This is a genomic window from Methylobacter sp. (assembly GCF_004322395.1).
Taxonomy (GTDB): domain Bacteria; phylum Pseudomonadota; class Gammaproteobacteria; order Methylococcales; family Methylomonadaceae; genus Methylobacter_A.
Window position 1 is genome coordinate 68,100 of sequence record NZ_SCTW01000051.1, and the last position, 14,060, is coordinate 82,159.

20 protein-coding genes are annotated in these 14,060 nt (G+C 45.8%); 6 read left to right on the forward strand and 14 right to left on the reverse strand.

What is annotated here, in order from left to right:
- Positions 1-65 precede the first annotated feature (65 nt).
- The 3 genes from EPO18_RS07830 to EPO18_RS07840 all read left to right on the forward strand — a co-directional run bounded on the left by EPO18_RS07830 (position 66) and on the right by EPO18_RS07840 (position 1,581).
- Complete coding sequence (locus EPO18_RS07830) at positions 66-563, forward strand: hypothetical protein (RefSeq protein ID WP_292432723.1); 498 nt, start codon at positions 66-68, stop codon at positions 561-563.
- A gap of 47 nt (positions 564-610) precedes the next feature.
- Entirely contained in the window at positions 611-1,054 is a 444-nt protein-coding gene (locus EPO18_RS07835; protein ID WP_292432725.1) for a universal stress protein, read from the forward strand.
- A 98-nt stretch (positions 1,055-1,152) separates the two neighbouring features.
- Positions 1,153-1,581 carry a TM2 domain-containing protein gene (locus EPO18_RS07840; protein ID WP_292432727.1) on the forward strand — a complete coding sequence of 143 codons (429 nt, stop codon included), beginning with the start codon at positions 1,153-1,155 and terminating at the stop codon, positions 1,579-1,581.
- A gap of 73 nt (positions 1,582-1,654) precedes the next feature.
- Here EPO18_RS07840 and EPO18_RS07845 read toward each other — a convergent pair whose 3' ends face one another.
- From EPO18_RS07845 to hisB, 11 genes are all read right to left on the reverse strand, one after another.
- A complete protein-coding gene (locus tag EPO18_RS07845) occupies positions 1,655-1,858 on the reverse strand; it encodes a cold-shock protein (protein WP_292432729.1) in 204 nt (67 codons plus the stop codon).
- A gap of 213 nt (positions 1,859-2,071) precedes the next feature.
- Positions 2,072-3,328, reverse strand: a complete 1,257-nt coding sequence (locus tag EPO18_RS07850; protein ID WP_292432731.1) for an SPFH domain-containing protein — start codon at positions 3,326-3,328, stop codon at positions 2,072-2,074.
- A gap of 47 nt (positions 3,329-3,375) precedes the next feature.
- On the reverse strand, positions 3,376-4,188 hold the full coding sequence (gene tatC / locus EPO18_RS07855) for a twin-arginine translocase subunit TatC (RefSeq protein ID WP_292432732.1): 813 nt from the start codon (positions 4,186-4,188) through the stop codon (positions 3,376-3,378).
- On the reverse strand, positions 4,175-4,555 hold the full coding sequence (gene tatB / locus EPO18_RS07860) for a Sec-independent protein translocase protein TatB (RefSeq protein ID WP_292432733.1): 381 nt from the start codon (positions 4,553-4,555) through the stop codon (positions 4,175-4,177). Before tatB ends, tatC begins: the two co-directional genes overlap by 14 nt.
- A 5-nt stretch (positions 4,556-4,560) precedes the next feature.
- The gene (gene tatA, locus EPO18_RS07865; RefSeq protein ID WP_292432734.1) at positions 4,561-4,773 is read right to left on the reverse strand and encodes a Sec-independent protein translocase subunit TatA; all 213 of its coding nucleotides are present in this window, start codon (positions 4,771-4,773) and stop codon (positions 4,561-4,563) included.
- Positions 4,774-4,809: 36 nt separating this feature from the next.
- The gene (locus tag EPO18_RS07870; protein WP_292432736.1) at positions 4,810-5,127 is read right to left on the reverse strand and encodes a phosphoribosyl-ATP diphosphatase; all 318 of its coding nucleotides are present in this window, start codon (positions 5,125-5,127) and stop codon (positions 4,810-4,812) included.
- Positions 5,124-5,516: a phosphoribosyl-AMP cyclohydrolase gene (gene hisI, locus EPO18_RS07875; RefSeq protein WP_292432738.1), complete on the reverse strand. Its 393-nt coding sequence runs from the start codon at positions 5,514-5,516 to the stop codon at positions 5,124-5,126. Before hisI ends, EPO18_RS07870 begins: the two co-directional genes overlap by 4 nt.
- Complete coding sequence (hisF, locus tag EPO18_RS07880) at positions 5,513-6,286, reverse strand: imidazole glycerol phosphate synthase subunit HisF (protein WP_292432740.1); 774 nt, start codon at positions 6,284-6,286, stop codon at positions 5,513-5,515. Before hisF ends, hisI begins: the two co-directional genes overlap by 4 nt.
- A gap of 2 nt (positions 6,287-6,288) precedes the next feature.
- Positions 6,289-7,023 (reverse strand): 1-(5-phosphoribosyl)-5-[(5-phosphoribosylamino)methylideneamino]imidazole-4-carboxamide isomerase, encoded by a 735-nt coding sequence (gene hisA, locus EPO18_RS07885; protein ID WP_292432742.1) that lies wholly within the window; start codon positions 7,021-7,023, stop codon positions 6,289-6,291.
- A gap of 41 nt (positions 7,024-7,064) precedes the next feature.
- Entirely contained in the window at positions 7,065-7,709 is a 645-nt protein-coding gene (gene hisH / locus EPO18_RS07890; RefSeq protein WP_292432744.1) for an imidazole glycerol phosphate synthase subunit HisH, read from the reverse strand.
- Positions 7,710-7,735: 26 nt separating this feature from the next.
- Entirely contained in the window at positions 7,736-8,329 is a 594-nt protein-coding gene (gene hisB, locus EPO18_RS07895; protein WP_292432746.1) for an imidazoleglycerol-phosphate dehydratase HisB, read from the reverse strand.
- 667 nt (positions 8,330-8,996) lie between these two features.
- On the opposite strand from hisB, the gene EPO18_RS07900 reads away from it, so the two are divergent.
- From EPO18_RS07900 to EPO18_RS07910, 3 genes are all read left to right on the forward strand, one after another.
- Positions 8,997-10,658, forward strand: a complete 1,662-nt coding sequence (locus EPO18_RS07900; RefSeq protein ID WP_292432748.1) for a DUF342 domain-containing protein — start codon at positions 8,997-8,999, stop codon at positions 10,656-10,658.
- Positions 10,659-10,820: 162 nt separating this feature from the next.
- On the forward strand, positions 10,821-11,036 hold the full coding sequence (locus tag EPO18_RS07905) for a DUF1289 domain-containing protein (protein WP_292432750.1): 216 nt from the start codon (positions 10,821-10,823) through the stop codon (positions 11,034-11,036).
- Positions 11,037-11,057: 21 nt separating this feature from the next.
- A complete protein-coding gene (locus EPO18_RS07910; protein WP_292432752.1) occupies positions 11,058-11,333 on the forward strand; it encodes a SemiSWEET transporter in 276 nt (91 codons plus the stop codon).
- 5 nt (positions 11,334-11,338) lie between these two features.
- Here the strand turns inward: EPO18_RS07910 and EPO18_RS07915 are convergent, their stop codons facing one another.
- The 3 genes from EPO18_RS07915 to rdgC form a co-directional block, all read right to left on the reverse strand.
- Positions 11,339-11,713 carry a VOC family protein gene (locus EPO18_RS07915; protein ID WP_292432753.1) on the reverse strand — a complete coding sequence of 125 codons (375 nt, stop codon included), beginning with the start codon at positions 11,711-11,713 and terminating at the stop codon, positions 11,339-11,341.
- A 27-nt stretch (positions 11,714-11,740) separates the two neighbouring features.
- Positions 11,741-12,205: a peroxiredoxin gene (locus EPO18_RS07920; protein ID WP_292432755.1), complete on the reverse strand. Its 465-nt coding sequence runs from the start codon at positions 12,203-12,205 to the stop codon at positions 11,741-11,743.
- Positions 12,206-12,434: 229 nt separating this feature from the next.
- Positions 12,435-13,343, reverse strand: coding sequence for a recombination-associated protein RdgC (gene rdgC / locus EPO18_RS07925; RefSeq protein ID WP_292432757.1), 909 nt, complete (start codon positions 13,341-13,343; stop codon positions 12,435-12,437).
- Between the last annotated feature and the right edge of the window lie 717 nt (positions 13,344-14,060).

Consider the following 14,060-nt stretch of genomic DNA (forward strand, 5'->3'; position numbering starts at 1 on the left):
GGTCGGCCGGTTGGTCGCCCGTTGAGCGAATAGTATGATTTAGATTCGTGCATAACAGGAAAATCATGTTTGAAATCATAAAGCTATTATTTGATATTTGCCTGTTTAAACAAGGTCCGCAGGATTTGCCGCCTTCCGTATGGTTGTGGCGAGTGTTAGTCGTTGTTGATGTTGTCGTTAGTTTTTTAATGGTAAGTATCCGTACAGGTCTAGTTGAGTCATTGTTACAGGCTATTATCTCTGCGTTGCTGATTGTCGGATTTAGCCGGCTTATATTGTACGTAGCGCGAAAGCCGGAGCGATTTGCTCAAACGACCGCCGCCTTGTTGGGAACCGATGCATTGATCAGTTTTTTTGCGTTGCCGGGAATGGCCTCGATGATGATCGGAAGAGGCGCTGTATTGGCATTTATTATAACGATAGCTTTAATGATTTGGCACTGGGCCGTTACCGGGCATATTATTCGCAATGCGTTGGGACAAACCTGGGTTTTTAGTTTAGGCTTGGCATTTTTATACATACTGGTATCTTACCAGGTGATGGCTTTATTAAATCCCCCTTAACCTTCAAGGGGGTTAAGGGGGATTTTCGGCGTTAAATAGGAGAAATCATGGAAAGCTATAAACATATATTACTCGCGGCAGACTTCTCAGAGCATGGCGAGGAGGTTGCCAATAGAGCGAAAGATTTGGCCGAGAAATATCAGGCAAAACTGAGCATTGTGCATGTGATGGATAATTTGCTGATTACCGATGCGGCTTATGGTTCCACCATTCCTTTTGATCTTGATTTAACTGCCGAGTTAATGGCGGCGGCAAAAACAAGACTGGCCAAGCTGGCTGAAAAACTGAATATCGCTGAAGATTGCCGGTGGATGGAAACGGGGAGCCCTAAATTGGAAATAATCAGGGTTGCTGAAGAAAACAAGGCGGATCTGATCGTAGTCGGCTCGCATGGCCGGCACGGGTTCGCCTTATTGTTGGGATCGACCGCAAACGGAGTGCTGCATCATGCGCAGTGTGATGTTTTAGCCGTACGTTTACATAATGATTGATCTTGATGCTGGTATTTTAGTGCCCACAGGGTAGTTGTGACTCTGGCGGTTATAAATGGCGACCCTTGGGGCGTCCTAATTTTAAAGGTAGAAAATAAATGATTGGAGAGATAGAAAGTTATGATCCCGATACGCAAACCGGGGTGATAAAAAGTGAGGGAGCGTTATTTACGTTTCATTTAGAGGACTGGGTCGCTGACGTATCGCCGGATGAGGGCGATGACGTTAACTTTGATGCCGAAGGAACCATTGCCAGCAATATTAACTTGGTGGGTGCGTATTTGGAGCCGCCTAAAGCCGTTAAATATAAGTACTTGGCGGCTGTGCTGGCGTTATTTTTCGGTTGGACGGGCATACATAGGCTTTATCTCGGTTTTTACAGACTGGCCTTCATGCAGATAACGTTGACGGTGATACTTTATGTAACGGGATTGCCCGGATTTGCGGCACTCTGGGGCTTTATAGAGGGCGTTCTGCTTTTTGGCGGACAGATCAATAAAGACGCTAAAGGACGTCCTTTTAAATAGCTTTTAAAAAATCAGAGATACAAAAAAAGCCCTTGTGATAATTCACAAGGGCTTTTTTTAAGTTGTTTATTCCTTATTTGGAATAAACATTAGCAGCAGTTAAGCCTTTTGGGCCTGATTCGATATCAAAAGTGACTGTTTCGCCTTCAGTCAGAGTTTTAAAACCCTCGCCTTGAATAACCGAATGATGAACAAAAACATCTTCGCCGCCATCAGCAGGTGCAATAAAACCAAAACCCTTTGTGTTGTTAAACCACTTTACAGTGCCTGTTGCCATTTTGAAACTCCTAAAATAAAAACTTACGGTTAACACAGAACTACAACATTGATAACCGGATAACCTAACAATTTAGGAATTCCTTAACTCAACATCTGTTTTCTGACTAGTGTATTGTACTGTTTTTTTTATGATATTGTCATCAGCGGATTTTAAAAAGCCCCCCTGTGCAGCGAGTTGAGACTGGATTATTTGTAATCTACCCACAAAAAACTACTGCTTGCCGGTTGTCTGAGCAGCACCCTCGATCGACATATTAATACCTAAATCCTTTGCTGCTTTAACCGACAACAAATCGATCATTTGTTGAGCGCCGGAGCCTGCCATACCTCCCGCAGCTCCACCCGTCACAATTTGCGGCACCCAAGCGCCTTTATATGCGCCTATGGCTTGGGCATATGCCTTTTGAATATTCACATAAGCATCCAGTTTTTGGTCTAATGCGCCATTGGCTTGCATTTCCAGCCTTTTCTTTTCAGCATTACCTTGGCCTTCCAGGATTTGCTTGTTTTTATATTGCTCGGCCTGTTTTGCTTCCAGCGTAGCAACTTCCAGAAATTGCTGCGCTTCGGTTATTTTTTGAGCTTTAATCGCTTCTTGCGCCCATTTGGCTTTTGCGGCCTCTGCCTGTCCCAGTTTTTCGGCTGTAATAGCATCTTGTTCCGCTTTTAACGCGTTTGCCTGGGCAATCTGGACACCTTGAATAGACACTTGCCTTTGGGTGATTTGCGATTCAATGGCGTCATCATATTTAATTTGATTGATCGTCATCGGCAGCAGGTTAATGCCAAACACTTTGGTTGAACTTTCCTGTTCCCGAACCGGAATTCCTCCCGCCATTACAATTTCAGCGGCGTTCACGGTTTTTTCAACCCCGGTCAACGGATCAGGCACTTTAAGTGATACGGTGCGTGTTTGATAAGTGCCGTTTTTTGCCTGATCCTGCATATATTGAAGCAGTAAATTCCGTTTTTCGGCGGCCGATTCCGTTGAGGACATCAGCGGCCCGGAAGTATAGGCGGCCGATTCCAGTGTCGGTCTGATGATCTGCTGCTCAACAGATTTGGTGTTGCCGAACTTCCTGTGGATCATGATCAAGTGGTCGTGATCTACTGGCATTTCCCAGGACACCACGCCGGACACGTTGGCATGGCCGCCGTCATTGAAACGTAATTTAAGGCTCTCATTTTTTGCCTCGCCCTGATCCAATGCCGATGAAAATGAAAATTGCGAGCGCAACGGGTACTTGGTTACCGAGCCGAACCATTGTGCATACCAACCCGGCTCCACAGCGGCCAACAAAGTGCCGTTGGGGTATTGAATAACCATGATTTCCGTTGAATCCAGCATTTCCACCGAATTGGAAACCAGCCAAGGGCCGCCGATGATTAATGCGGCAGCGATGCCGATGGTTCTGGCCTTGCCGGATAATGTGCCGGCTTTATTGATGGAATTTTGAAGGTCAGTCATGGTGTCCTCAATGCCTCGGTGAGCTTAAATTTTAATTATTATCGGAATTACTCATCTTCTTGTCGTTCAATCTTATCCAGCCGGGCTTCCATTTCGGCGTCATCGGGCGTTTGATAATCGCTATCGGGCTTAGGAGCAAAAAGCCTTGAACATAACAAGCCCAGCTCGAATAACATCCACATCGGTACCGCCAGCAATGTTTGGGATATGGCGTCCGGAGGCGTTAAAACGGCCCCTACGATAAACGCGCCGACGATGACATAAGGGCGTTTATCGGCCAAGTCTGCGGGAGTTACTATTCCGGTCCAAACCAATACGATGGTGAATATCGGCACTTCAAAACAAATGCCAAACGCAAAAAACAGGGCTAAAACAAAATCCAGATACTTGGCAATATCGGTCATTACTGCCACACCTTCGGGCGCAGCGGCGGTCAGGAAACCGAAAACCAGCGGGAAAACGACAAAATAGGCGAAGGCTACGCCCATATAAAACAGCAGGGTACTGGCAATCAGCAACGGCAAAATCATCCGCCGCTCCCGCTTGTATAAGCCTGGAGCGACAAACGCCCAGAATTGATAAAGAATAAAGGGAACGGAAATAAAAACCGCAACTACCAGCGCCAGTTTAAAGGGCGTGAAAAACGGGGAGGCCACATCAATAGCGATCATCGTGCTATTTTTAGGCATGTGCTGCAGCAGGGGGCCGGCCAAAAGGCTGTAGATTTCATTGGCGTATGAAGCCAGTCCCAAAAAAACGACTAATACGCATAAAACCGCTTTCAGCAGGCGATTACGCAATTCGATCAGATGGCTGATAAAGGTTTGCTCTTCGCCGTTATTAAAATTACTTTGGCTCATGCTGTTCGGCTTTATCTATCGGTAACGATTCCTTATATTGCTCTGTCTCGGCAACTGTTCCTGTATCCAAGTCGTTCTGCTCTCTTGACGTTGTCGGCAACGGATCAATCGCGGATTTGAGTGTGTTGGAGGTTTCATCGAATATTTGCTGAACTTCCGGCAAGCCGGGCTGTTCTTTAAATATTTGACGCATTTCTTCGGCGTGCAGTTCCAGTTTGATTTCTTCCTTGACGGAAGCCACCATGCTGCGCGTTTTACCAAGCCAGAACCCTGCAAGCCTAGCAACTTTAGGCAATCTTTCAGGACCGATTACCAATAAGCTGACTAAGCCGATCAGACAAAGTTCGGAAAATCCGACATCAAACATGAGTGTTAGTCTTTATCGGTTTTTTTAGAGGTAACTTCGCCTTCGATGGCTTCACCTTTATCTTCGGCAGGCTTGTCTTCTTCGCCTTCTTTCATGGCTGTGCGAAAGCCTTTGATAGCTCCGCCCAGATCAGCGCCAATATTGCGTAGACGCTTGGTGCCGAACACAACAACGACGATGGCCAATACAACTAATAAGTGAGTAACGCTGAGACCCATTTCCAACTCCAATGGAGACTTTGCAAGGCAAAGTCTTTATTTGTTACGTTGCGCCTTTTCTTCCAGACCGGACAAACCGAAACGACGTTGCAGTTCCTGCAATACATCATCCGGCCCCAGTCCCTGATCGGCTAGCAACACCATACAATGAAACCACAAATCGGCGGTTTCATAAATAATCTGTTTTTTATCGCCATCTTTGGCAGCGATCACAGTTTCTGTCGCTTCTTCGCCGATTTTTTTCAGTATGCTGTCCAAGCCTTTAGCATAAAGGCTGGCGACATAGGATTTATCGGCAGGTTCCAGTTTACGCTGTTCCAGAATTTGCGCCAGTTGTTGTAGTATGTCGCTCATGATTTTCTATAGATAGCTTCGGGATCTTTTAAAACCGGCTCGATACTTTGCCATTGCCCGTCAATCAAGCTGCGATAAAAACAGCTTTCGCGACCGGTATGACAGGCAATGCCGCCTTCTTGCTCAATTTTAAGCACAATAACGTCTTCATCGCAATCAAGAAATAATCCTAAAACTTTTTGCCTGTGTCCGGATTCCTCGCCTTTGCGCCATAGTTTCCCACGCGACCTCGACCAGTAAACCGCATAGCCTTCGGCGACTGTTAAAGCTAATGACTCGCGATTCATCCAGGCAAACATCAGTATTTTTCCGGTTTCCGCCTGTTGGGCGATAACCGGTACCAAGCCGTCGTCGGTCCAGCGGATTTCGTCCAGCCAGGGTGCGCTCACAGGCGTACCTCTATGCCGCGTGAGGCCATCTGTTGTTTGGCTTGCTCAATGGTGTATTCGGCAAAATGAAAAATACTGGCGGCCAACACTGCGTCGGCTTTGCCTTCAATAACGCCGTCAGCGAGATGATCAAGACATCCGACACCGCCGGATGCAATGACCGGCACAGCTACCGCCTCGCTAATGGCTCGGGTCAACGGCAAATCAAAGCCTTCGCGAGTGCCATCCCTGTCCATGCTGGTTAGCAGGATTTCCCCTGCACCGTAGTCGACCATTTTTTTTGCCCATTCAATCGCATCAATGCCTGTCGGTTTACGGCCGCCGTGGGTGAAAATCTCCCAGCGATTAGGTTCTCCGGCTAAGCTGACTTTTTTGGCGTCTATAGCTACCACGATGCATTGCGAGCCGAAACGTTCCGCCGCTTCACGAACAAAATCCGGGTTAAACACTGCCGCGCTGTTAATCCCGACCTTGTCTGCGCCCGCATTAAGCATGCGGCGAATATCTTCCAGGGTTCTGATGCCGCCGCCGACCGTTAATGGAATAAATACTTCACTGGCTACCTGCTCGACGACATGAACAATGGTGTCCCGATTATCATGCGTGGCGGTAATATCCAAAAAGGTGATTTCATCCGCGCCTTCACGGTCGTAGCGTCTGGCGATTTCTACGGGGTCGCCGGCATCGCGGATATCGACAAATTTTACGCCTTTGACGACGCGGCCATTATCGACATCCAGACAGGGAATAATGCGTTTGGCTAAGCTCATGGTTATAGAAATGATTCCGCTAATTTTTCGGCCGCTTCAAAATCCAGCGTACCTTCATAAATCGCTCTGCCGGTAATCGCGCCCATAATACCGTCGCCTGCGACAGCGCCCAAAGCTTTGATGTCATCCATATTAGTGATGCCGCCTGAAGCAATAACCGGAATTCGAATCGCGCGTGCCAACTTTGCGGTAGCATCAACATTAACTCCGGACATCATACCGTCTCTGGAAATATCGGTGTAGATAATCGCTTCGACGCCGTCTTCTTCAAAATGCTGCGCCATGTCGATCACGTCATGTTTGGATAGCTTGGACCAGCCGTCAATAGCCACCTTACCGTCTTTTGCATCCAAACCAACGATGATGTGGCGCGGATATTCCAGCGCCATATCCCGGACAAAATGCGGTTCATTAACTGCCTTGGTGCCGATAATGACGTACTCCACGCCGGCATTAAGATAAGCCTGGATGGTTTCTTCATCGCGAATGCCGCCGCCTATTTGTATCGGCACATCGGGATAAGCTTCGACTATCGCATGAATCACGTCGGCATTTCTTGGCTTCCCTGCAAATGCGCCATCCAGATCAACCAAATGAATTCTTTTAGCGCCTAAAGCAACCCACTTACCTGCTACAGCGACAGGGTCATCGGAAAAAACCGTATTATCATCCATTCGTCCCTGACGCAAACGAACACATTTTCCCTCTTTTAAATCGATTGCAGGTATTAACAACATAAACAATGAATCCTCAATAGCGTGTAATCAGTCAATGGTAACTAAGCGTGTCCATCCCAATGCAAAAAATTCTTTAACAGTTGTAAACCAACTGCCTGACTTTTTTCGGGGTGAAATTGTACTGCAAAAACATTATCTTGAGCCAAAGCACAAGTAAATGCGTCTGGATATTCGGTAGTCGCCGCCATTAGCGCTGCATCATCCGGCTGCGCATAATAACTATGCACAAAATAAAAGCGGCTGTCTTGAGGAATATTTTTCCATAGCGGATGTTGTTGCAGCTGATGGACCTGATTCCAGCCCATGTGCGGAATTTTGAGTGAATTACCGTCGCAGTCTTTTAACGACTCGGGAAAATGTAAGACATGCCCGGCAAAAACGTCCAAGCATTTTGTGCCGTTGTTTTCTTCGCTGTCGGTCAATAGAGCCTGCATGCCCAGACAAATTCCCAGCAAAGGCTTGCTTTTGGCAACCTGCTGGATAACATCGGATAAGCCCGATTGATCGAGAGCCTGCATACAATCCCTTATCGCACCGACACCGGGAAAAACCACCCGGTCAGCATCGAGGATCGAATCCGCATCGGAAACACAAACAACATCGACTTCAGGCGCGGCATGTTGCAGAGCCTTTACGATTGAATGCAGATTACCCATTCCGTAATCAATTACAGCGACAGAAGACATAGAAAATACAGGCTAAAGGTTAGGGATTAAAGGCTGCCTTTGGTTGATGGCATAATGCCCGCCATGCGCGGGTCGGCGGTAATCGCCATGCGTATGGCTCGGCCCATGGCTTTAAAGATGGTTTCGGCGACATGATGGGCATTGGCGCCCTTCAAGCTGTCGATATGCAAAGTGACTCCAGCATGGTTGACAAAGCCCTGAAAAAACTCGCGGAATAAGTCCACATCAAAACTGCCTATCATGGCTTTGGGGTACTTAACGTCATAAAACAATCCGGGACGTCCGGAAAAATCAATCACGACTCGCGATAATGCTTCATCCAATGGCACGTAGGCATGTCCGTAACGGTAAATGCCTTTTTTGTCTTGCATGGCTTTGGCAAACGCTTGACCTAAGGTAATGCCGATATCTTCCACGGTGTGATGATCATCAATATCCAAATCGCCTTTGGCTACGATATCCATGTCGATCAATCCGTGTCTGGCGATCTGATCGAGCATGTGTTCAAGAAAAGGTACGCCGGTTGAAAACGAGGATTTACCCGAACCATCCAGATTAATTTTGATTTTAATTTGAGTTTCAAGCGTATTTCGCTCTACTTCCGCAGTACGTTGATCCATGGTTGCATGATTTATATAAGAAATTAGCGGCATTCTACTATGACAAGCAAGATTTTGCAGCGTTTGTTATTCATTGTAGACCATGAAAATAGACTGTTTGGAAAATATAAACGATGAATGAGCCATTGAACTTATTTGCACACTGTCTAGTGCTGCTACGGCGACGTAATTTTGAGCGTACATTAAGTTCAGCTTTAGCTGGCTTTTTTTAGGGTCATTTTCTGAGACAATAGAAATGTCGCCAAAAGAGAAAACGGATTTTAAGGAGTTTCAATAGGAAGTTGTCAGGGAAAGAGAGTAGTGCGTAGTGCCAACCAAGCAGGCGATTTTTGGGCCTCAGTACACGGACCGTGTGCTGAGGCTTTTTTTTAAACAAAGCAAAACATGCTTATGGCGCAAACAGCCACTTACACATCCGGTGTAGAGTCACAATACCTTGCCCATTCAAAAAAATATCGTAAATTAATAACCAGACTACTCAATGCGAATAAGCCCTTCGCGCGGTTTTTGAATAATGTGCTACCCTTTTTATTAGGTCGTCTTGTTAATTTATATCGTTCCCGTTTTTTTCTCTATTGTTGTTGGCAGCGTTCGAATCGATAGGACAAGGCTGATTTTCTAATATTTAAATTGTTGACAGCAGCAATAATTCCCCAAGGAGCGAGCAGTGAATGATGTGCCACCTACTGATGTGCTGACATTTAAGCTGAGCGATGAGGGCAAGTTACTTGCCGCGTTTGAAGCATGCGAATGCAAGCCTCTGTTGGATGAAGTAACGATCAAACAGGCATTGGCTAAACAAGGTCTGTCCGGCCTGTTCCTGTACGAAAACGCACTCTCAGATTTGGTAAAAAAGTACGGTGATTCTAATGAAAGCTTTGTGCTGGAAATTGGTGAACGTCGGGATGGCGGATGCATACTTAAAATCGACGACGACAAAATGACCGCCAAGCTTACCTTAATCCCTCCGTACGGCGGCGCTCCAGTCACATTATTTCAAATCCAGCTAGCTTTACAGGAAAAGGGAATAGTCAGCGGTATCATGACCGGCGAAATCGAGGCCGCTTTAAAGGATGGATATGCCGCAGAGCGTACCATCGCGAAAGGGCTACATCCTGTGCCGGGTACCGATGCGCAATTCCAAAGTCTAGTGCCGGAAATACGAGAACGCAAACCCAAAGTCGATGAGCGAGGTATCGCTAATTATCGCGATCTTGGGCAACTGATTGTCGTAAAGCAAGGCGACCCGTTAATGCGTCGCGTCCCGGCTGGCGAAGGCAAAAAGGGTCAGGACATTACCGGGCAAATACTGATGCCTCAACCGGGACAGGATATACCGTTTGCATCAGGGCTACAGGGTGCGGAGCCTGACCCGAACGATAACAATTTACTACAAGCTACGGTCACCGGGCAACCCAAGCTGGTTCCTAATGGCGTTGTCGTGGAGCCGACCATTAATCTGCCTTTGGTGGATATTTCAACCGGAAACATGATCTTTGAGGGTACCATCAATATAAAAGGCGATGTTAAGGATGGGATGAAAGTCCACGCGTCGGGAGACGTGTTCGTGGGAGGAACCGTCGAAGCGGCAGAAATTGAAGCGGGTGGAAATATCGTTATCAAAGGCGGCGTAATCGGCCATAGTGAACATAGCGGCGACCCGAATGAAATTCCTGCCTTTAATGCGGTAATTATCAGTAAGGGTTCAATCAGCGTACATTTTGCCGAAAACGTCTGTATGGAAGCCGGTACGGATATTATTATTGAAGAATTTTCGATGCATAACCACTTGACTGCACTTAACCGGGTATTAGTCGGAAAATCCGGTGGAAAGAAAGGCCGCATCATCGGCGGCATTACCTGTGCATCGGTTCTGGTGAAATCCGGCGTAATCGGTTCGAACGCCGGATTTATAACCAAGATCAGGGCAGGTTTCAACCCATACCTTCAGGTGCAAATAGACAAGCTTAAGCTTGAGATTGATGCAAACGAAAAGGAGCAGGAAGACATCAAAAAGATTGTTGCTTTTATTTTGGCGCATCCCGAAAAGGACAAGAATGGTTTGCTAAATAAGCTCCTTCGCACTAGGGAAAAGCTTGAAATTGATTGCACTCAGCTTCATGCCGATCGCGCTCATCTTCTGTCGGAAATGACCCTTGCCGAGCACGTCCAAGTTATTGTGGAAGAAGCCGTTCATTGCGGCGCCGAAATCCAGATTGGAAATTCTATTTGGAAAAATAACGAAGAACGTGGCAAAGGTGTTTTTCAAGTCATTGATGGCGCAATTGATTTTGGGAATATCATGTTGAATGTCGGTGGATCGCACTAAGATTGAAAGATCTATATCCGGGCTTGATTATCGTTATGGATTGCAACGGCTTATTTTCGATATGATAAAATTCCTCAGGAAAGATTCAAAGTGGGCCGCCTATTTTAGTTTTGTCCGCTATTTATCGTTATAAACAAGGCTATAAGAATTAGAGGAAATAGCATGAAATTTAGTCCATGTGTTGATAAATGTACTTACGAAGGAACTCATTGCGAAGGTTGCGGTCGAACGCACCAAGAAATAGCCGAAACTAAAAAGTTGGTCATGGCGGTAGTGGACTTTGCCCAAGAGCAGGAATATGAAAATATTGAAGATTTTGCAAACGCTTTTTGTCAAAGCGTAGTTAAAAAGCTAAAGAAATCTGCGGCTGGGAAATAATGGCATGACGCCAAAACACTTATGATATTCACTCCTGAAATTATCGGCTATTTAGCTGCGACTCTGACTACCGCCTCATTTGTGCCTCAAGCAATATTGACGATAAAAACAAGGGACACCGAATCCCTTTCTTTGGGCATGTACAGCACCTTTACTTTGGGGGTGTTGTGTTGGCTTATTTATGGAATTCATCTCGGCGACAAGGCGATTATCGTCGCCAACGCAATAACACTGCTGCTGGCAGTCTCAATACTAAGCTTCAAGCTCTACAATTTGATACACAACAAAAAAGCTTGAGCCATTTAAGCTTGCTGGAGAATCTCCAGCGCATTTCCGTCCGGATCGCGACAAAACAGCGCTTGTCGTCCGGATTTGCTCAAGGTGTAGGCAATACCGTTTTTATCCAATACCTCCCGAACCGGCGCGAGTTCCGACACAGTTAAAGCAATGTGCCGATCCCGTCCGCCATGCTCGGGCCGTCCGGTTGTCGGATCCGGGTTTTCCAGTTCCAGCAAATGAATCTGCTGGGCGCCCAACTGCAACCATGCGCCTGGAAAACCCAGATCGGGCCTGTCGGTCTGCTGCATGCCGAGAATATCACAGTAAAATATCAGCGATGCTGTAGTATTAGACACAATGAGACTGGCATGATGAAGGGTGAAATTAAAGTTTGGCATTATAGTCTATGTGCGATAATTCGTTGATTACAAACTCTTTACTTTTGCTAATATGTCTTGAGCATGCCCATCGGGCGTGACGCCGTAAATTGCATCAATTAATATGCTTTTTTTATTGATAATAAAAGTGGAACGAACAATAGCCATACTTTTAACGCCGTTTTTTTCCCTCTCCTGCCATACTCCGTAACTCTCGCAGAGTTTGCCATCGACGTCGGAGAGTAAATCCACTTTCAAGTCGAACTTTTTAATAAAATCTACATGACTGGCACAAGAATCCTTGCTCACACCGATAACCACAGTATCTGCCTTGGCGAATTCCCCGGCAAGTTGAGTAAACTGGTTCGCTTCGATAGTACAGCCCGGCGTGTCATCCTTTGGATAAAAATACAATACGACATTCTTTTTCCCTAAGTAGTCGGACAAATTAACCGTTTCATTAAATTGATTTTTAGAACTGAACAGGGGTGCTGGTTGGTGTTTTTCTAACATGACAAACTCCTTGAATATTCGCGGATTGTAAACATGATGTTGCAGTGTAAGCTCATCATATTTTTCTTGCAAGCTGTCGTCATTTCGGTAGCCCCTTGCCTAGAGGCAGGCGTGAAATATGCCGACATGCAGACCTTCCAGGTTTTTAAAACCTGGAAGGTCTAACTCGCAACGCTCTGAACAGGCGGGACGTTGAGAAACGGAAGCAACGTTATATATTTAAAGACAATTACGCTTTATTCTCGCCGCCGAATAACTCCAGCAAACGCGGCAGAAAGTTTGCAAGTTCCAGCGACATAATCGAAAAATCCACATCAAACTGCTCCGCTTCGGAACTGGTATCAATATCGGCCACTTGATCCTGGATCAAATCGAGAAACTTCAAGCGCTTGACGGCCAGATTCTCATCGATAACGAAAGCAAGACGGTCAGCCCAATTCACAGCCAGCTTGATCACTTCCTTGCCGGTATCCAAATGATTTTTAATTTCCGGCAGACTCAGGTCATGGCGTTTGCAACGGATAATGCCGCCTTCCTCTTCAGGCGCGCGCAACTCGCATTCGTCTTCAATAGTAATATCGTCCGGAGCTTGATTATTAACCAACCACTCGGTCATAACTTTGATAGGTTTTTCGATAGTATTGAGCGGAACAGCCGGAAGCGAACCCAGACATTTACGCAAACTGCTCAGCAAATCTTCGGCTTTTTTAGCGGACGCTGCATCGACAATCAACCAGCCGCCTTTAGGATCGATATAAGCATAAGTCTTGTTTGAAAAAGTGAAAGCCCTTGGCAACAACTCAAAGATAAGTTCATCTTTGAGGGCAGTGCGTTCTTTTTTGGCTAATTTACGTCCTTGTTGCTCTTCGGTTTCAAGAATCTTTTCCTGCAACATTTCATTGACGACGGATGCAGGCAGAACGCGTTCTTCTTTTTTTCCGCAGACCACTAAAAAGCCGTTAGCGCTATGCAACAGCTGTTCAGACGACTTGCCCAGCGGTGAAGTCCAACCGAAAGAAAATTCCTCATGACTGCCGCAGGGGCGAAAAGCCATTTGTTCAAGTTTTTGTTCCAGCTCTGCTGGAGCCAAAGTGAAATCTTCAGTAAGACGAAAAATGCTTAGATTTTTAAACCACATGTGCAACGGATACCTTAGTAAATAAAATGGTCGCGCATTATCGCAAATTTGCCGGCATAAAAATAAAATTTGTTAGCGCGCGGGAAAGTGGTTGACGGATGGCATGGATTGGCCGGATCTAAACGGGTTTTGTAAATGTTAACAGGCCAAAAATTTGTATCTACCCCAACCTTATAGTCTATTGAAGTAATATCTTTTACGTTTTTATTAACGCGGTAGGTCATTTTCTGGAATTGATCTATTTTTTCGTGCCAGCACACTACACTTGTTGTTAAACACAAGTTTATAAAAGCACGTCATCTCGGCAGGGAATGCAGTGCCCCGCATTTCCAATGGGATGGCTCTATTGATGATACTAAGTGACTTGTTTAATCCAAGCGAAATAGGTTTTTCCGTACTTAGGCTGTAGCGTGTGAAACGAATTTTGTCGCGGACTTGGGCGAGTAATTTTTGGGGTTGTACCGATGTCGTATTTGTTTACATAACTTGTCGCCTTGACTTATACTCTAGCCATTAAAATCAATAAGATAGTTTTAATTAAAAATAATTATACGACAACACAAATTTTTTATACGACAATTAATGTCATATATATATTACGTTAGGCTTGCGAATGGCTCTCCGTAACGACAATCAACGACCTTACTATGGAGTACTGCTGTTTGGTCTTGTTTTCGGTTTTATGGGCATTTCCGAAATCTATGGAAGACTGGTTAT